This is a genomic window from Sphingobacterium sp. UBA5789 (assembly GCF_002418355.1).
Classification (GTDB): domain Bacteria; phylum Bacteroidota; class Bacteroidia; order Sphingobacteriales; family Sphingobacteriaceae; genus Sphingobacterium.
Window position 1 is genome coordinate 58,311 of record NZ_DIDX01000006.1, and the last position, 18,251, is coordinate 76,561.

The 18,251-nt window shown below is 37.1% G+C and carries 16 protein-coding genes; 9 read left to right on the forward strand and 7 right to left on the reverse strand.

The window, feature by feature from the left end; genetic code table 11:
- Genes B4B65_RS16505 through B4B65_RS16525 form a run of 5 tightly spaced genes read left to right on the forward strand, consistent with a single transcriptional unit; the run spans position 1 to position 5,878 of the window.
- Positions 1-1,605, forward strand: coding sequence for a complex I subunit 4 family protein (locus tag B4B65_RS16505; RefSeq protein WP_293917019.1), 1,605 nt, complete (start codon positions 1-3; stop codon positions 1,603-1,605).
- 1 nt (position 1,606) lies between these two features.
- Complete coding sequence (locus B4B65_RS16510) at positions 1,607-3,094, forward strand: NADH-quinone oxidoreductase subunit N (protein ID WP_293917021.1); 1,488 nt, start codon at positions 1,607-1,609, stop codon at positions 3,092-3,094.
- A gap of 42 nt (positions 3,095-3,136) precedes the next feature.
- Positions 3,137-3,742 (forward strand): DUF4254 domain-containing protein, encoded by a 606-nt coding sequence (locus tag B4B65_RS16515; protein WP_293917023.1) that lies wholly within the window; start codon positions 3,137-3,139, stop codon positions 3,740-3,742.
- A 1-nt stretch (position 3,743) separates the two neighbouring features.
- A complete protein-coding gene (locus B4B65_RS16520; RefSeq protein WP_293917025.1) occupies positions 3,744-4,775 on the forward strand; it encodes a glycosyltransferase family 9 protein in 1,032 nt (343 codons plus the stop codon).
- The gene (locus B4B65_RS16525; RefSeq protein WP_293917027.1) at positions 4,772-5,878 is read left to right on the forward strand and encodes a glycosyltransferase family 4 protein; all 1,107 of its coding nucleotides are present in this window, start codon (positions 4,772-4,774) and stop codon (positions 5,876-5,878) included. Before B4B65_RS16520 ends, B4B65_RS16525 begins: the two co-directional genes overlap by 4 nt.
- Here B4B65_RS16525 and B4B65_RS16530 read toward each other — a convergent pair.
- Positions 5,875-6,537, reverse strand: coding sequence for a glycosyltransferase family 32 protein (locus B4B65_RS16530; RefSeq protein ID WP_293917029.1), 663 nt, complete (start codon positions 6,535-6,537; stop codon positions 5,875-5,877). The two genes, B4B65_RS16525 and B4B65_RS16530, sit on opposite strands and share 4 nt — an antisense overlap.
- Positions 6,538-6,873: 336 nt before the next feature.
- On the opposite strand from B4B65_RS16530, the gene B4B65_RS16535 reads away from it, so the two are divergent.
- On the forward strand, positions 6,874-8,124 hold the full coding sequence (locus tag B4B65_RS16535; RefSeq protein WP_293917031.1) for a glycosyltransferase: 1,251 nt from the start codon (positions 6,874-6,876) through the stop codon (positions 8,122-8,124).
- Here the strand turns inward: B4B65_RS16535 and B4B65_RS16540 are convergent.
- The 3 genes from B4B65_RS16540 to B4B65_RS16550 are packed head-to-tail and all read right to left on the reverse strand — an operon-like array spanning position 8,121 to position 10,797.
- Positions 8,121-8,951, reverse strand: a complete 831-nt coding sequence (locus tag B4B65_RS16540) for a glycosyltransferase family 2 protein (protein ID WP_293917033.1) — start codon at positions 8,949-8,951, stop codon at positions 8,121-8,123. The two genes, B4B65_RS16535 and B4B65_RS16540, sit on opposite strands and share 4 nt — an antisense overlap.
- A 53-nt stretch (positions 8,952-9,004) precedes the next feature.
- Positions 9,005-9,811, reverse strand: a complete 807-nt coding sequence (locus B4B65_RS16545) for a glycosyltransferase family 2 protein (protein ID WP_293917035.1) — start codon at positions 9,809-9,811, stop codon at positions 9,005-9,007.
- Positions 9,812-9,852: 41 nt separating this feature from the next.
- Positions 9,853-10,797, reverse strand: a complete 945-nt coding sequence (locus tag B4B65_RS16550; RefSeq protein WP_293917037.1) for a glycosyltransferase — start codon at positions 10,795-10,797, stop codon at positions 9,853-9,855.
- Positions 10,798-11,055: 258 nt separating this feature from the next.
- Between B4B65_RS16550 and B4B65_RS16555 the strand changes: the two genes are divergently transcribed.
- Both B4B65_RS16555 and B4B65_RS16560 read left to right on the forward strand, forming a co-directional pair.
- Positions 11,056-11,967 carry a glycosyltransferase gene (locus B4B65_RS16555; protein WP_293917038.1) on the forward strand — a complete coding sequence of 304 codons (912 nt, stop codon included), beginning with the start codon at positions 11,056-11,058 and terminating at the stop codon, positions 11,965-11,967.
- A 42-nt stretch (positions 11,968-12,009) separates the two neighbouring features.
- Positions 12,010-14,010 (forward strand): glycosyltransferase, encoded by a 2,001-nt coding sequence (locus B4B65_RS16560; RefSeq protein ID WP_293917039.1) that lies wholly within the window; start codon positions 12,010-12,012, stop codon positions 14,008-14,010.
- Positions 14,011-14,025: 15 nt separating this feature from the next.
- On the opposite strand, the gene B4B65_RS16565 is transcribed toward B4B65_RS16560, so the two are convergent.
- From B4B65_RS16565 to B4B65_RS16575, 3 genes are read right to left on the reverse strand one after another with little or no spacing between them, the layout of a single operon-like run.
- Entirely contained in the window at positions 14,026-15,261 is a 1,236-nt protein-coding gene (locus tag B4B65_RS16565; RefSeq protein WP_293917040.1) for a glycosyltransferase, read from the reverse strand.
- A 4-nt stretch (positions 15,262-15,265) separates the two neighbouring features.
- Complete coding sequence (locus B4B65_RS16570) at positions 15,266-16,297, reverse strand: glycosyltransferase family 2 protein (RefSeq protein WP_293917041.1); 1,032 nt, start codon at positions 16,295-16,297, stop codon at positions 15,266-15,268.
- Positions 16,298-16,356: 59 nt separating this feature from the next.
- Positions 16,357-17,589 carry a hypothetical protein gene (locus B4B65_RS16575; RefSeq protein ID WP_293917042.1) on the reverse strand — a complete coding sequence of 411 codons (1,233 nt, stop codon included), beginning with the start codon at positions 17,587-17,589 and terminating at the stop codon, positions 16,357-16,359.
- 148 nt (positions 17,590-17,737) lie between these two features.
- On the opposite strand from B4B65_RS16575, the gene B4B65_RS16580 reads away from it, so the two are divergent.
- Positions 17,738-18,229, forward strand: a complete 492-nt coding sequence (locus B4B65_RS16580) for a SixA phosphatase family protein (RefSeq protein WP_293917043.1) — start codon at positions 17,738-17,740, stop codon at positions 18,227-18,229.
- The last annotated feature ends 22 nt before the right edge of the window (positions 18,230-18,251 follow it).

Here is an 18,251-nt window from a genome sequence, read left to right on the forward strand (position 1 = left end):
ATGGGATTACTTACGCTCATCATATTTCTTCCTTTAATCGCGACAGCTCTGATACTGCTGCTTCCGGCAAAATGGAACAACTCATACAAATACCTTGCTCTGGCATTTACAGCAGTACAACTACTCCTGGCAGGCTATCTGTACATTCATTTTGATCCAACAAAAACCGGAATTAATACCATAGAAGGCTATCAGTTTGTCGAACAGCTTTCCTGGATTCGTCTTGATCTTGGCACTATTGGCAAGTTAGAAATAAATTACTTCCTGGGTCTCGACGGTGTTTCGTTACCACTTGTATTGCTGAGTGCTTTTGTGATGCTCATGGCTATAGGGGCTTCCTGGAATATACAAAAGAGTCCTAAAGGGTACTTTGCGCTACTGATGGTTCTCAATATGGCAGTGATGGGTATTTTCTGTGCACTGGATTTTTTCCTTTTTTATGTATTCTATGAAGTGATGCTTCTGCCGTTATACTTTCTTATTGGAATATGGGGCGGAACACGAAGAGAGTATGCGGCAATCAAATTTTTTATCTATACGCTGTTTGGTTCCGTATTCATGCTACTGGTCATCGTGGGTCTTTATTTTTCGGTTACTAATCCGGCGACAGGTGCATATACTTTCAATATCTTGTCTATGATGAATCCGGACAATTATGTAGAAGGAGGATTCTTTTCCCCGGACAGTCTTTCGACTATCTTTGGGTGGCCTACACGGATTGTAGGATTTATCGTATTGTTTTTTGCCTTTGGAATCAAAGTACCTATTGTCCCTTTACATACCTGGTTGCCGGATGCGCACGTAGAAGCTCCGACACCTATCTCCATTATCCTTGCCGGAATATTGCTAAAAATCGGTGGATATGGAATAATCCGAATCTGCTATGGCATTTTCCCTGATATTGCAGCACAGACTAATTGGTGGATCGGACTTATAGGTGTGATCTCCATTTTATACGGTGCAATGAATGCTTTGGCCCAGAAAGATCTGAAACGTATGATCGCTTATTCATCTGTATCGCACATGGGATTTGTATTATTAGGGATCGCTTCGCTGACAGCAGAAGGGATTTCCGGTGCTATGTTTCAGATGATAAGTCATGGATTCCTGTCCGCAGCTCTGTTTTTTCTGGTGGGTGTGGTGTATGACCGTGTGCATGATCGTTATATCTATCACTTCAGAGGATTGGCGACTATTATGCCAAAATATACAGCTTTTGTAGCTATAGCTTTCTTTGCGTCTCTTGGGCTGCCTGGATTTTCAGCATTTATAGGAGAAGCCTTTGTTATTATCGGGACATTCAATGCAGCCAGTATAGGTTCAGCTCTTCCGAGATGGATGGCTATCGCGGGTTCTATAGGAATCCTGTTAAGTGCGGCCTACTTTCTCTGGACGCTGCAACGGATGTTTTTCGGACAAACCCGACTCAAGGGAGGTGAATCCTGGGTAACAAAACTGACAGACATTAATCTCAGAGAGCAAATTATTTTGTTTCCAACTATTGCACTTGCATTGGTACTTGGAATCTTTCCGTTTTTAATTTTCGATAAGATGAATGCCTCTGTTCTTCATTTTGTCTCCATTCTTCACCAATATATCGGGTAATATGGACAGTAATAATCTGAGCAATATTCTGGATCATGTGATTGGCAGTGTCTCTGTATTAGGACCTGAAATCACACTTATTCTGACCTTTGTACTCAGTATCTGTGCGTCGTTATTTACAGACCGGATATGGAAACATTCTTCTTTTACAATCAGTGTTGCCGGAATAGTCTGTACAATTTATGCTCTGTGTCAACAGAGCGGACAGGAATTACCATCTGCATTTTTTGAAATGATCAGCATCGATCAGTTTTCTGTCTATGCACGCCTGCTCATTGCAGTGGCTTCTCTTGTTCTTCTGTTCTTTATTCAACAATACTTCAGTTATTATTCTTACCGAAAACGATCTGCCGATATATATCCTGTACTGATTGCCAGTATAATAGGAATGAATGTACTGACCATGACCAATAACTGGCTTTTAGTCTTTATTTGTGTAGAAATTCTATCTATTGCATCTTATGTGATGGTCGGCTTTCTCTCTCAGAAGCGAAAAGAGTCTGAAGCAGCAATGAAGTATGTATTGTTCGGATCAGTATGTGCTGCTGTCATGTTATATGGATTGTCGTTACTTTATGGTTTTTCAGGAAGCCTGACCTTCAATTCTACTGATCATATCAAAGGCTTGATTGATGCGCCTGAAACCATCGTTAGTATCGCTCTGCTGTTTATCTTTACAGGAATTGGCTTCAAACTCAGTTTCGTACCTTTTCATATCTGGAGTCCGGATGTGTATCAGGGTGCCCCAACACCTGTAACAGCTTTTTTGGCAACAGTTCCTAAAATTGCCGTAGTTGTATTCCTGACCCGCGTTTATACGGCATGGTCAGATACGCCCTTTTATTTTTCAGATTTCTTCTATTACATCCTGATTATTGTGGCAATAGCGACGATGCTGATTGGTAATTTAGCGGCATTAAGACAGACGGATATCAAACGCATGATGGCCTATTCTTCTATCGGCCACACAGGTATCCTGCTCATGATGGTATTGGTTTATACTTCGCATCAACCTCAGGTACTGATGTACTATCTTATCGTATATACGCTGATGAATCTGGCTGCCTTTATTTTTATTGACCAGTTGGAACGCATCAACGGAAATACGGAAATTACTTCCTATGCCGGACTTGGCAAAGCATATCCTGTATTATTCGTAAGTTTTACTATCGTACTTATATCACTGATAGGGCTTCCTCCAACTGCCGGATTTATCGGGAAGCTACTGATATTCTCCAGTGTTTTTGAAGTCTATCAACAGGATAACTATGCTTTGCTGATGATTCTCTTGATTGTCGGTGCGCTGACTGCTGTTATTTCCTTATTTTTCTATTTCAAAATTCCATTGCAGGGATTTTTAAGAACAGCTGAACAGGATGTGTCTAAACCATTAAAATGGTCCCTACTGCTTATCATTGCAGTAATCTGTACAATACTTATCGTCATTTTGGGGATATTCCCGGATATGTTATTAGATCGTTTGCTGTAATCCGGCACTCCAATCTATTCTTTAATATCTTATATTTGCAGTATGATAAGTGCAATTGCAAATCCGATTTTTCAACGTGCGATCGAAGATTATCACGTAAATGATGCCATAGATCATCCTATTGAGAATCCTTATGATAAAACATCTTTGGAACATTTATTATATCTCAAATGCTGGATTGATACTGTACAATGGCATATGGAAGATGTGGTAAGAAATCCTGAAATCGATTCGAAGGATGCCTTGTACTGGAAACGCCGAATAGACGAATCAAACCAGTATCGCACGGATACGGTTGAATATATAGACAGCTACTATCTTCAAAAATACACCGATATACAGCCTCTGGCTGATGCAAAGGTGAATACAGAAAGTCCGGCATGGGCCATTGACCGCCTATCTATTCTGGCCTTGAAAATATATCATATGGAGCAGGAAACCCTGCGCACAGATGCTCAGGCTGAACATATTAAATCATGTCAGCAAAAACTACATATTCTTTTGGAACAACGTAAGGATCTTTCATTAAGTATTGATGAGTTATTAAATGATATTGAGCAAGGCCATAAATACATGAAAGTGTATAAGCAAATGAAGATGTATAACGATCCTGCTCTTAACCCTGTGCTGTATACTGCAGGAAAGTAATATGATGCCGCTGCCCTCCAAAATAATTGTGACCCGCTTCTCAGCAATGGGTGATGTCGCTATGGTTGCTTCTGTACTGAAGGAATTCTGCATGCAACACCCAGATGTACAGTTAATTGTGGTCAGCAGACCGTTGTTCAGCGCTTTTTTTGAAGAAATCCCTCAGATTACATTTCATCCTTTTGATCCGAAAGGGAAGCATAAAGGAATTTTGGGAATACGAAAACTAAAAAAAGAACTGGATGAATACCAGGCCACGGCTGTAGCAGATCTTCATTACAATCTGAGATCCCGGATACTGGGTTTTTTATTTCGGTTATCAGGCACCCGTGTAGTCGGATTGGATAAGGGCCGAAAAGAAAAAAAACAACTTACAAGAGCGGTTGATAAGGTATTAAAGCCGCTAAGGCAGACAACAGAGCGATATGCAGACGTTTTTAGAAAGTTAGGTTATACCTTACATCTTTCTCATACACGGATTGTCCGAAAAGAACGGCTTCCACAAATGGCGAAGGCCATGTTTGCTGATGAAGAAACTTGTAAAATCGGAATCGCTCCGTTTGCACAGCATTCTTACAAGGTATTTCCTTTACCTAAGATGGGAAGTGTCATTCAGACGCTCTCAGAAAAGGGATACGAGACTTTTATCTTCGGAGGAGGTAATGAGGAGAAAAAGATAGCTGCACAATGGGAAAGTCAATTTAGAAATGTACATAATACCATAGGATTGTTTACTTTAAAGGAAGAATTAGCAATTATTTCGAATCTCAATCTGATGATCAGTATGGATTCGTCTGGTATGCATATGGCATCTCTGATGGGGATCAGATGTTTGTCTATATGGGGAGCAACACACCCATTTGCTGGTTTTTTAGGCTATGGACAAGCATTGGAGGATTGTATTCAGGTCGATCACCCCAATCGTCCGAGTTCAGTATATGGCAATAAACCTTGTGACTGTGACGGCATAGAAGCGATAGATTTGGTAACATCTGAAATGGTTATTGATAAAATAGAGACAACCGGTATATGAGAATAGGTTTTGATGCAAAAAGATATTTTCATAATAACACGGGTTTAGGAAACTACAGTCGTGATTTGATACGTATTCTTTCAGAAAATTTCCCTGAGAACGACTACCTTTTATATACCCCCAAACTATCTCCCAAATACTCCGCTTTGGAGAAATTATCCAACTTTAGGTTGCCTTCCGGAATATTTCACAATATTATGCCTAATCTATGGCGTACCAAAGGTATTATTAAGGATTTAGTCAGAGACAATATCGATATCTACCACGGACTATCTGGTGAATTGCCGATCGGGTTAAAAAATACAGGTATTAAATCGGTGGTCACTATTCATGATCTGATCTTTATCCGGCATCCGGAACTATATCGATTTTTAGACCGGAAAATCTACACCAAAAAATTTGAATACGCGTGTACAAATACGGATAAAATCGTGGCCATAAGTAAACAGACAAAACTTGATCTTATGGAATTTTTTAAAATCCCGGAGGAAAGAGTAGATGTTATCTATCAGGGTTGTCACCCTGAATTTAAAATAAAGAAGAGCGTATCTGAACAAAAGCAACTTACAGACAGACTTCAACTTCCGGAGGAGTTTATCCTGAACGTAGGAACTGTTGAGCCAAGAAAGAATGCACTGTCTATTATTAAAGCTATAAAGGATATGGATTGCCCTCTAGTCATTGTGGGGCGGCAAACAGCATATCAGCAAGAAATTAACAACTACATTACAAAGCATAAGATGGAAAAAAGAGTCTTCTTCCGGGAAGGACTATCTATGAGAGACTTATCCATACTTTATACTGCCGCAAAGGCTTTTGTATATCCTTCCATATTTGAAGGTTTCGGGATCCCTATTATTGAAGCATTGTATTCCGAAACTCCGGTTATCACCAATGGAACAGGAGTATTCCCTGAGGCAGGTGGTCCCTTTTCTTATTACATAAATGTAAATGATAGCGAACAGATGAGCTATGCTATTGAATCTGTGCTTAGTTCAGAGAAAATGCAGGAGGAAATGAAAATAAAAGGATTGGCGTATGCACAACAATTTAATGATGACATCTTAGCTCACAAATGGATCAAATCTTATAGTCAGCTTTAATCTTTCGTCTTTACCACTGGAATTCGTTTCTGAAGCTTTTTCCAATGATTAGATCTGTCTCTGTAAATCAGGATTTTTCCAAATTTATATTTAAACTTCATCATACCTTTATAATCATCTTCTACGATTCTGTAGGCTGTGTCCGGAAATTCCTGTAATATCTCGACTATAGCTTTAGTATACACAGTGGGGCCAGTCATAGCATGAACATCATGCGGAAAAGCATTTGTCTCTATATTATGTACCATAAGCTCTATTGTGCGTTTCAGAAAAGGGTGTTTTTTATCATAAATCAATGCCCATTGTGCATATAAATGACGACCATTTTCTTTAGTAACGACAGCTACATCATCTTCAAGTAAGAATGTATTGAGATTAACAATAATATCACTATCCAGATCCAGATATATACCTCCATGTATATATAATACCGCATAACGAAAAAAATCCGCCTTTGCAGCTCCTATCTGAAGAAGATTATAAGCATCAGAAGTCCGCTTATCAAAATTCCTATCTATAAACTGAGAAATGTCCGCATCATTATAAAACTTATATTTAAATGACCTGTTCTTTCGCATAAATCTCCAGATATAAAATCTGGTAAGTAAGGGAATCTTATCTGTTTTAAACGTCTGATATATTATTCTGGGAATGGCCATCCTTCTTTTGATTTAGCATGTTGGGTGATGGGAAGAAATTTACTTTCAGCTCCGACCTACCTGTAACCCTCTCATATTAAGCACAATTTGTCTGCTAAGATAAGGTTTAATTTGACTACTCTGAATGTCTCACAATCATATTTTTGTTGTTACAAAATATGCTAAATAATGACTCATTTGGAAAGTCCTTTTCAGGAGAATCTTACTGTATTGTATATACAGGTAACTTTATCTAAGTTTGTACATGATGTAAGCGCGTGTATGACCTGTTTTTCCAGATGAGACAGAAGGTAATTGCACAAACAGAGTCGCTACTTATTCAAATGACAATAATTAATGGGAAAAATTGGCTTAATAACAGTACGATACGGATTAGAAATCAATGGTGGAGCTGAATTCCACTGTAGAATGTTAGCTGAAAAATTAACTCCAAAAAATGAGGTAGAAGTATTGACGACCACTATCCGAAATTATGTCACCTTTGAAAATCCATTTCCTGAGGGCGAAGATGAAATAAATCAAATAAAAGTTCTGCGTTTCAGAAATACTGAATATGATCATTATCGCTTCCGACAAGCAGAGAAAAGAGCAAAATTGGGCAGAAAAATAAGACGGCTGATTTATAGACTGAAGCTCAGTTCCATTATTTTTAAGCTATTTCCTGTTTGGAATTTTAAGATCCGGGAGGAGTACGAGTTGATGAGACTACATAAGTTTTATTCTAAAGATCTCATCGATTACATAAAAGCCAGACATCACGAATATGATGCACTTATATTCTTTTCGTATGAAAATCCACTTACTCAGTTAGGAATAATGGTTGCTCCGGAAAAATCCATACTTATGCCAGCAGCACATTTAGAAGGGATGCTATTTCGAAGTATTAACAGCCATTCTTTTACAAAAGCTGCTTTTATAGCATTCAATACTGAGACGGAAAAACAAATGTGCCACCAACTGTTTCAGCACAAAATGTCTCCAAACAGTGTCGTCGCTGTGGGAACAACACTGTCAGCACCTGAAAATACAGAAAATATAAAAGCAGATTATCTGGTACCAGAACACTACATTTTATACTCGGGTCGTGTAACATCTGAAAAGTTAAATTCTCTACTAAATGACTTTTTGCAATACAAGCAACAAAATCCCGGAGACTTACGTCTTGTGCTGACAGGAGACATCATGATGGAAAAAACTGTCTCCGATGAAATTATATATATGGGATTTGTTCCGGAGGCTGTAAAAACATATCTAATGATAAATGCCATGGCTATTATCAACCCTTCTACAGTAGAAAGTCTCTCTCTTTTAACATTGGAAGCCTTATCGTTAGGAAAATTTATTATTGCAAACAAGAAATGTAATGTAATGAGAGAGCATGAGCGTAAAAGTAACGGAGCCGTACAATGCTATAGCTCATTAAGCAGTTTCACAACAATCTTAAACATGGTTGTGAATTATCCGGAAAAACTCATGGAAATACGTAAAAATGCAGAAAAATACGTAGCAGACAATTACAATTGGGATAAAGTGATCAGACAATACCAACAGGTTTTCGATAATATAAAAGAATCAAAGCGGAATTAAGAAATAGGATCGTAATCATTGTCCAGGAAGCGGTTGAGTCCATTCGCACACCACGTAGTCTTATTTGTAATTGCTTCATTCAGAATGTGATCATTTTGAGGCAAAGAAGCCCGTGATTCTTCCTTATGATACAAATGATATCCAAGAGCTGAAAATTTAATATTAATACGTTTTATCCCAGCATTAAATAATCTCTCAACAAATTCACTATCCTCTCTTCCCCAGCCTACAAAATCATTATTGAAGCCATTTACTTTCAACACATCTTCATAATAAAAAGACATATTGCAAGATCTTATCGCATGATGACTATATGTAATTTTTCGTTTGATTAAACCTGCTAGCAGAGCACTTCTGAAGGCGAAGAATCTTTTTTCAAATCGGTATTCGATATCGGGATCACCCCATTTAGCTATAAATGGTCTTTGGGGCTGACTAAGAATTTCTTTAGTTTTCTTCTCTGTCAGCAAAAAACGTCCACCTTGCAGAAAGCACCCTTTTTCTGCATGATGCAAATGATCTTTCACAAAAAAAGGATCCAGAATAATATCTCCATCTATTATAATAACATAAGGGGACTTGACAAGTGCCAGAGCTTTATTACGGATCTCAGCAGCTCTGAAACCATTATCCGGTTGCCAGGCATGTAATAGCGGAACAGGAAGGATAGACTGATACTTTTCGATAACAGCTGCTGTAGCTTCTCCTGAACCATCATCTGCAATAATTACCTGCTGAGGTTTGATATGTAATTCACAAACTGAAACCAGTACTGCTTCCAGTGCATCCGGTCTGTTGTAAGTAGTTATAATCAGTGAGACTTCCAATCGAAATATTTTTTCGCAAAGATATTCTTTCTAATCCATAAATGGAGCTTAATTTAGAGGCCGCTTATATATTTATCAATACCGTTATTGCAATAGGTAAGTTTCTTTTGCTTGGTTAGCTCAAAGAGCTTTTCATTTTTTAACAACCTCTCTCTAGTATTTATCTTATGCCAAAGATGAAATACAATTCCTCCGAATTTCAGAAATCTTTTATTTACGCCACTGTTCATAAGGCGGGCAATGAATTCTTTATCCTCAGGCCCCCAACCGACAAAATCTTCGTTATAGCCATTCACCTTAATAGCATCCTTTTTCCAAAAGGCCATATTACATCCGTGTATTTCCCATTTTTCATTTCCTTTGACTTTATAATTTGTTTCAAAGAAACTCCAAAACGGACGGAACCGGAAAGCACTGAAGAAATTAGACACACCTTTAGAAAAAGGATTAACGTTTACTGACATCTCGCTGATCTTTTTTGCAGAGTATTCTTGGTCCATATAAACTCTACTTGCTCTGACAAATGAATTGGGTTTAGCAAACTTAATGTGATCTTCAACAAAACAGGAGTGTAGTAACACATCTCCATCAATCTGTACAATATAGTCACCTGAACAACGAACCAGAGTTTTGTTCCATATTTTCGTCTTTTGAAAACCATTATCAGGCTGCCAGACATGTATAACAGGAAAAGGAAAAATCTGTTGATACCTCTTAATTACCTCCGCAGTTTCTTCTCCTGAACCATCGTCTGCGATCAAAATCTCATCCGGAAAAGTGGATTGTGTAAGAATACTTTTCAGGCATAATGACAATGCAACAGGCCAATTATATGTAGATATAATTAATGATACTTTCATATGTTCGCTAATCCTGTATTTTTCATAAATCTAATTCCTTTTTAATCATTCAACATAATTCGATCCAAAATTTCCATCTCACGCTTACGACTATGATTATTTCTAAAATAGGTATCTGCCTCTGCAGCTATTCTTTCATAATACTGGTGATCTGTTAGCAGTTGTATAATAAAACTTGCAAATTCGGTATGATCCTGAGCAACAAGACATCCATTTTGACTTTTATTAATAAGACCGTCTATCCCCCTCCTGTTTGTGACGACTGGTAATCCGTAAGAAAGTGCTTCCAGAACCTTAATCTTTATTCCGGTCCCGCTCAGCATAGGGCAAATGCAGATTTTAGCATTTTGATAGACTTTCTCTAAGTCATCAACCATACCTAATTTTACAATATTATCAGCATCTTTAACGACACGCCCTATTTTCCCGACAATTCCTATTTTGAATTGCCCGATTAAAGGCAGGACTGATTCCTGAAACCATTCCATACTTCGGATATTATGAAAATTATCACTAGCCACATAAAGTATGTCATAAACTCGGTCTTCTAATACAATATTACTTTTATTACTATCAAAGGAAATCGGCAATAAACTGACTTTCTTTTTCGTAAACTGCTCATAAATAAACTGTTCTTCCACAGAATAGGTCCAGATCTCATCAAATTTCTTTAATATCTTCATTTCGGATTCTAATCTGCTTCCCATTTTTGAAGATTTGGTTTTGCTCTCTTTTGCTATATGTTGTAATGTAATAAAATCATGAGTATCTATGATTGAATATGCCTTTACGTCTTTATCGATCACATTTCCATACTCCGCATAACTAATAATCACCTTATCATAACGTTCTTCAGCTATGATTTGCTTCAGTTGTCTTCTGAAATAAGGAGAAACTCTATCTATATCGCTGTCTTTCAGTATATTATTAATTTCCTTCTGAAGCTTATCTTGCAAAAAATATTGAATAATATTGCCCTTTTTCATTTTAAAAGGTACTATTCTTAATTTTATACCAGGATAATAATTTTTAAATTTAACTATACTCTCCTCATTCCAGTTTATAAATGAAATAAAATCAACTTGCATTTTCTCTTTTCTCTGTTCAAAATAGCTTAGGATCTGACGACATCTCGTCAAATTACCAGCTTCTGAGGAAAAAGGATTCTCAGGCATGAAATATAAAATCTTCTTATGGAACATTTATTTACAGCGTTAATTAACTAATTTTGCAATATTGCAAATATGAGTAAAAATCAGATATTAGAAGAATTAGCAATAATTATTCTGAACTATAATTCAAGTATGGATGTCCGGCGTCAGGTCAGTACTCTTCTCGATGAGGGTATGGAAAGGACATGTTTTTATATCATTGATAATGATTCACCTGATGGTCAAAACCTTGCCGGATTTTGCCGGGATACTAACCTTTTTTTTCATGAAACGGGGAGTAACTTAGGCTATGCTCATGCGAATAACTGGGCCATAAAAAAAGCAAAAAGCGATGGCAAAAATTACTTTTTGATACTTAATCCGGATATATATATTGATGCCAACTGTATATCAGAGTTATGTAATAACCTTGCTCAGGATCCTGATCTGGCAGTAGTGGGGCCACGAATCATGTATAAAGATAAAGAAAACATGATTTTCTCAGACGGAGGAATATTAAGACCGAAAAGGGGATTCGAAGGGGGACATGTTAACTGCTTACTGGAATTGCAGGATGTAGCTATAACCGGATTAAACTACAATCTGGAATATGTAACCGGTAGTGCCATGCTCTTCCGTTGGGAAGTATTGGAGGATATGGGTTTTATGTATGAACACCTTTTTATGTATTACGAGGAATCTGAATGGTGTTATCGTATCAAACAGTCTAAAAGATGGAAAATTGCTGTAAATACCGATGTTAAAGCATATCAGACTGACAGCTCAAGGGGAGAAACCTATGAGTACTATATGACCCGAAACAGAATCTGGTTATGTAGAAAATACGGAGGTAATATCTATAAAGCGATCAAAAACAGATGGCGGTTAATGAAAGCTGTTTACAAACGAAAAGACCTAAGTACACCGGAAAAAAAATCGTTCATTAAAAAAGTACTCTCGGGCATATGGGATGGCTTCAAATTAGATCTTAAACAAGACCACTAGAAAAGAAACCTTTAACATTATAATCATTACAGAACTTAACAGATGGGACTACGGAGATACTTCAGACCTTATATTCATAAAAATCGGCACATTAATAATTTAAAAAAGGAATATCGATATACTGATTCGTTCTCATCTTCTATTGTCCAGAATGAAATAAGTTTTCCTGCATTTGAAGAACCATTAGTATCCATTATTATTCCCTTATTGAGTCATGACCAATACACGTGGAAGTGTCTGTCCTCAATTGCTAATCATCTTCCCAAAGCATCATTTGAACTTATCCTGATTGACAATACAAAAACACCGGACTTTCAAGACATCGTTAATATAAAATTAATTAGCAATGCAGAAACAACAGGTTTTATCAGTAGTGTTAACAAGGGTATTGAGAGTGCAAAAGGAGATTTTGTATATCTCTTAAACAATCGTACTTTAGTATTGGCTGGTTTTTTAGATGAACTGCTACAGGTATTTGACAACAATAAAAATGTTGGCGCAGTAACCTCTATGCTTATTAATCCGGATGGAACGTTACAAGGAGCAGGAGGTTTATTTCTGGCAAACAATCAATCAGAGGAGGTTAATAATCTCGCCATCTATCATCCTGTGGTAAATTATATCCGTAAAATTGATTATGCTCCGAACTGCAGTTTGCTGTTCAAAAGGTTAACAGACGATGGAAATTTAAACCTTCTGGATGAGCAATCCGAGATACCGAATTTTGTAGATTCCGGGATATGTTTAAATCTGAAATATCTTCAGAATAAAGAGATATATTACACCCCATTTTCAAAGGTTATTCATTTTGATGATTTAAAAATTAAAAAGGAATCAGACCAAACAGAGAAAAATCCGGAAACTTTAAAAACCAACTGGAGTGAAAAACGGAGCAAGATAAATGCAGTATCTTCTCAACAGCGTGTTTTAGAATTATACGACAATAAAAATATTGTTTTCTTTCACGATCGTATACCTCAGTTCGACAATAACTCAGGAGACTTACGGCTTACCGAGATTATTGCTGCTTTTCGCAAATTAGGGTATCATATTACTTTGGTTGTCAGGCATAATAAAATAGACAATACCTACTGTCAGTATTTTCGCAGATCAGGTGTTTGTGTAATCTATGATTACCGGTTGTTTAACGAACTTCCGGATTTCTTAAAAAGTCTGAATTTTAACCGGCCTTTGTGTTGGTTTTCTACTTCAACATGTTTTATAAGGTATTATAAACCTGCAAAACAACAGTGGCCTGAAGCCAAAACTATATTTGACATGGTAGACATCCACCATCTCAGATATAAAAGAGCATTAGAGCACGAGCCTGAGAATAAAGACTTTATTCAGAATTACGCAAAATATCTTAAGGAAGAGCAAAAAGCATCTCAACTGGCGGATATTATCGTTCCGATTTCCGACCAGGAAGCCATGTATATGAGAGAATTCTCAGGTAGAGAAGAAATGGTCGTCATATCTAATATTCATTATACAAAAGTTACAATCGCAGAGATTCCGGATTTCGAAAAAAGAGAAGGAATATTTTTCATTGGTTCGCAACATCATCCTAATATAGATGCGGTTAGGTTTCTGGCGCACGAAATCATGCCTTTAGTCTGGGATACACATCCGGAAATACACTTGCATATTGTAGGAAATCTAAATCTGGTGATGGAAGAGATAAAGCATCCTCAGATTCATTTTTATGGTTATGTGCCTGATGTGAGTGAACATTACAGAAAACATCGCCTCATGGTAGCTCCTCTTCGTTCCGGAGCAGGAGTGAAAGGCAAAATAGGTCAGGCTTTTGAATATTTTATGCCGGTAGTAACCAGTAAAATCGGGGCTGAAGGAATGAATCTGCAAGATAATGTCAATGCATTATTGGCTGAAGATGCACAGGAATTTGCAGCTAAAATCATACAACTCTATACGAATAAAGAGATATGGCATTACGTCCAATCCAATTCAGAAAACAGCCTTACTCCATTCTCAAAAGAAAATTTATATAAAAAGATTCAGGAAATTGAACAGAAATACTGATCTCCGTTAGTTTTTCTATAGGTTGAGAATCATCTTCTTCCAGGCATCCAATATGTTGTCTGGATTATATTCTTTCATTGCTTCATGGGCCTGTTCACCTATAGATCCTCTTAATTCAGCATTTAATATCAACTGTTCAAGTTGTTGTTTCATGTGTTGGTTATTCTCTGCTAAAAAGCCCGTTCTTCCATGATCTATAAGTTCATTTACACCGGAGCAGCTTTGAAAGGCCAGACTGGGGAGACCGGCAGACATTGCTTCACCCAAAGCAAGTCCGAAACCTTCATACTTACTTGGAAAAATAAAAATATCAGCACTCTTCATTTTTTCAACAGGTGTTTCTGTAAATCCCTTTAGAAAAATCCTGTCTTCTAACTTATACTGCTCAATTCTATCCTTTAGTTTTTGCTCATCAGTCCCCAAACCCCACAATTCCAAATTCCAGTTAGGGTAACTGCAAGCTAACTCGCTGAAAATATCTATGGCAACACTTTGTTGCTTACAATCATCATCTAATCTACCAACATGAATAATAGAATATTTGTCCTTTGATTTTGAATGGTCCACCACTTCACTTTTTAATGTTTGAGGAACCGGATTTGAAATTATGCAGCACTTTCCTTTAAATACTTTTGGCAAAAACTCCTGATAACTATCAAACATGATCTGAATCGCGGAAAGTTCTTTGAAAGAATCTTCCAGAAGTTTCATTTCAATGGAACTCCTGTACCCAAGAATGTCACTGTAATCATAATCTGGCCTGCCATTCACGGAATTAACGATGGGAATATGAATACTATTCTGATATGTGATTTCCAAGACAGAGCTAATGGACATCGTGATGATCAAATCAGGTTGCAGTCTATCTAAATAGGATTTCCATTGCCGGGATCTGTGCAGCAGGTTGTACGTATAAATACCTTCATCTCCTCCAAATTTTTTCCGCAGCAGCTTGTTATACAACTTTGAAGACTTCTTTTTAATCTTGCTGATCAACCAGAGAACCGGATTTTTACCCTTATAGTTATATAACGGTTTTAAATTCTCCTGGGGTACTGTCGCATCATAAATATTAGTGACTACTATATTATTATCTAATGCAAACATGGGCTTACCATCGCTATTTTGATTAGTTGCGATAATCACATCGTGTCCGGATTTTGCGAGTCCGTTTGCTAAAAACGAGCAAATTTTTTCTGTTCCGCCAGACCCGTTCAGGAAATATAGATGTTGTACAAATAAAATCTTCATATGCTCAATACTTTTCACGAATACGCTGTCTCCAGTTTCTTCTAAGACCGGAAACAGGCATTAGCTTAACCAGAAACAAAAGCAGTTTCTTTTTATTTGCCCGTCGTTTTAAATAGCGCTGATAGTACCTGTCAAACTCAAGATGATCTTTTGCATTTAGAAAATATTGAAAGACTTCACTGAATTTACCTTTTTGATCTTCCGGAAGATAAGGATTGACATGATCTGCCATAAATGTATGGATCAATTCAAATAAAAAATGTTTTTGCTGATTATCTAAAGGCAAACCCAAATATCTTAACCCAAATGGTTCATGCTCTACAAATAGCGCTAAGTGCTGACTATGGGAAGAAAAGAGCTTACGGGTATTATAAAAGTTTTCCAATATCAAAAACCAGGTTGGTATCTGTCGCAGAACAGCCCAACAATTATCATGAATTCGATGATGATTTTGATTCTCGTGTGATCTGTAATTATACATTGCAGCAGGATTGGCTGCAATCCGTTTGGTCAATGCCAGGAGTTGATGAGAAAATAATCCATCTTCGCAAGGCTGCAGACCTTCAGGAAACCGGATTTCAGGGTGATCAAGAAGGAATTCCATTCTTAGCATTTGTCCACATGTCGGCAAAGCCATTATATCCGGAAGCTGGTTCGTATAAAATTCACCCAAAACAACTATATCTGCATGTTCCATCTTACCCGTATCATAAGATGATTTTATAAATTCAGGGGCAATAGTATCATCCGAGTCCATAAAAAAAACATACTCGCCCTTTGCACACAGCAAACCATTATTACGGGCTACAGATACTCCCGAGTTTTTCTGATCTATAAACTGAATGCGCTTGTCTTTGCTTAGATATTCCTGGCAAATCAATGCAGACCCATCGGTACTGCCGTCATTTACAAGTATAAGCTCAAACTCCTGCAGACTTTGTGCCAGGATACTCTGGATCGTTTCTTCCAAAAATGGAGCTACATTGTAAACAGGTACAATAATCGAAACGGCAATATGCTTTGTGAAGCCTGTCATTTAAAAATATATGTTCTGAGATTATATCAAAAATACAAACTTAAAACTTTAAACAGGATCTATTTTAACGTGCTTTCCAATTTCTGCTTATTCAGTTTGAATTCACGATACTTAAATTCACCGGACTTAAACCCTATTACAGCACCGAAATCAATAACTTCCTTATCACTTTTCATTGGAAATATTGCTGACCTGTATACATTCTTTTCTACCATCGGTTTAGCTAAAACGACAAAATTAATTCCATCTTTAGAATAAGCCAGATACAAGGCGTCTGCTGTGTATTTTTTAACATTTCCCACTGCCAGACATAAAAAGTAATATCCGTCTACATAAGCAGCCTGAATGTGCCAGGGAGCATAATTTTCATCTATCTTTTTCCAGGGTGTATTCACAAAATTCACGATTTTACTTTGCTTAAACAGACTAAAATTCAGACCATCAGCAGAAATTCTTTGAATAATATAGGACAGTTCTTTACCCTTAAAGTTTTTATTTCCTGTATTCAACTCCACTTCATAACTAATAAATCTGCTTCCGTTATGAATCATTGTTGGCGAAAGTACATGATTATTCTTCGGTGAAAAAGGAGCATTACTTGTATAGGCAATTTCCAGAGGAGTCCAGCGAATACCATCTGTAGAAGTCTGTTGCACAATTGTGCGGTGTGCGTTCGTTTTTAATTTATCTGTGTTATTTTTACTTTTTACACATTTATTTTTAAAAGTCTGAGCCGTTATAAAGCTTCCTCTGTAGTACAGATAGAATTTATTATTGACATATACCCAGTCTACATCAGACCAGAAGCCTTGTCTTGGATCCTGTTTATTCTCCAGAAAGCTTTCTCTTGAAGAAGGAGTACGCATCAGAGGGCTCATAATCCCCAGCGGACTGACCCAGTTTAATCCGTCATTGGAAACTACGACTGTTGGATTCTCATATCGTTTGGATTCCTGAGTCGTTCCGACATACCCGAAATATGGCGTAAACACCATCCAATACTTATATCCGTTAAATCCATTCGGAAAGTATTGCACGTCCGGATGACAGTAACTGTTGTTTGTTCCTGATATATCTTTGAAAAATGCAGACTCAAAACTCCCTGCATAATTTCCATTTGCCGTAACCTGTATATTGATCTTTCCGATATCCAGCAGAAAGTCAGGAGTATCTACTTTTGGGACAATAGCCTTTAGAGGAGGTACATCCTCAGCATAAAATGAGTCTTCCGATTTAGTACATGCAAAAAGCAATGCACAACACAACAGGGCCAAGAAAATATTTCTCCACATGTTTTGACAATGGCTAATAAAATTTTATTATTTCAAATGATCATTTCTATATCTTTAACATAGAAATCAGGCATTCTATTTTTTTGTCGAAAATAGAATAAATCCCTGATATCTGATATTCTTTTTTATAATTTGACAAAACTGTAAAATGCAACTTAAAACCCTCTTTATCATACGTCATGCAAAGGCAGAAGAGCATTCTTTTGCCAAACAGGATTTCGATCGTAATCTTATCGAAAAGGGCGAAGAACGTGCACATCGTATAGCACAGGAATTGAAAGATCTTATAACGATAGATCCGCAAACATTATTCATATCTTCTACTGCAAATCGTGCCTGGCAGACAGCTCAGATTTTTGCAGATGAATTGGGATATCCCAGAGATATGATCCAATTGGAAGACTCCATATATGAATCTCACCACTTCAATATATTAGAAGTCATTAATCAGGTCCCTTCAACAATACATACGGTTTTGCTTTTTGGTCACAATCCGGGTTTATCAAATACAGTAGATTATATAACAGATAGACCTGTAATGTTAAAAACTTCAAATGTTGCGCAGATTACATTGCCTGAAGGTTTTGATTTTAACAATCTAAGTATAAATACAGGCACACTAACCCGGATTCTGGATTAATTCTTTTTTGTACCTTTAGCTT

Bases quoted from the DNA above. Each gene is read 5' to 3' on its own strand.
- B4B65_RS16510 (WP_293917021.1), top strand. From the start codon at position 1,607: ATGGACAGTAATAATCTGAGCAATATTCTGGATCATGTGATTGGCAGT.
- B4B65_RS16505 (WP_293917019.1), top strand. From the start codon at position 1: ATGGGATTACTTACGCTCATCATATTTCTTCCTTTAATCGCGACAGCT.
- B4B65_RS16530 (WP_293917029.1), bottom strand. From the start codon at position 6,537: ATGGCCATTCCCAGAATAATATATCAGACGTTTAAAACAGATAAGATT.
- B4B65_RS16560 (WP_293917039.1), top strand. From the start codon at position 12,010: ATGGGACTACGGAGATACTTCAGACCTTATATTCATAAAAATCGGCAC.
- B4B65_RS16525 (WP_293917027.1), top strand. From the start codon at position 4,772: ATGAGAATAGGTTTTGATGCAAAAAGATATTTTCATAATAACACGGGT.
- B4B65_RS16580 (WP_293917043.1), top strand. From the start codon at position 17,738: ATGCAACTTAAAACCCTCTTTATCATACGTCATGCAAAGGCAGAAGAG.
- B4B65_RS16575 (WP_293917042.1), bottom strand. From the start codon at position 17,589: ATGTGGAGAAATATTTTCTTGGCCCTGTTGTGTTGTGCATTGCTTTTT.
- B4B65_RS16520 (WP_293917025.1), top strand. From the start codon at position 3,744: ATGATGCCGCTGCCCTCCAAAATAATTGTGACCCGCTTCTCAGCAATG.
- B4B65_RS16565 (WP_293917040.1), bottom strand. From the start codon at position 15,261: ATGAAGATTTTATTTGTACAACATCTATATTTCCTGAACGGGTCTGGC.
- B4B65_RS16535 (WP_293917031.1), top strand. From the start codon at position 6,874: ATGGGAAAAATTGGCTTAATAACAGTACGATACGGATTAGAAATCAAT.
- B4B65_RS16545 (WP_293917035.1), bottom strand. From the start codon at position 9,811: ATGAAAGTATCATTAATTATATCTACATATAATTGGCCTGTTGCATTG.
- B4B65_RS16550 (WP_293917037.1), bottom strand. From the start codon at position 10,797: ATGAAAAAGGGCAATATTATTCAATATTTTTTGCAAGATAAGCTTCAG.
- B4B65_RS16570 (WP_293917041.1), bottom strand. From the start codon at position 16,297: ATGACAGGCTTCACAAAGCATATTGCCGTTTCGATTATTGTACCTGTT.
- B4B65_RS16515 (WP_293917023.1), top strand. From the start codon at position 3,137: ATGATAAGTGCAATTGCAAATCCGATTTTTCAACGTGCGATCGAAGAT.
- B4B65_RS16555 (WP_293917038.1), top strand. From the start codon at position 11,056: ATGAGTAAAAATCAGATATTAGAAGAATTAGCAATAATTATTCTGAAC.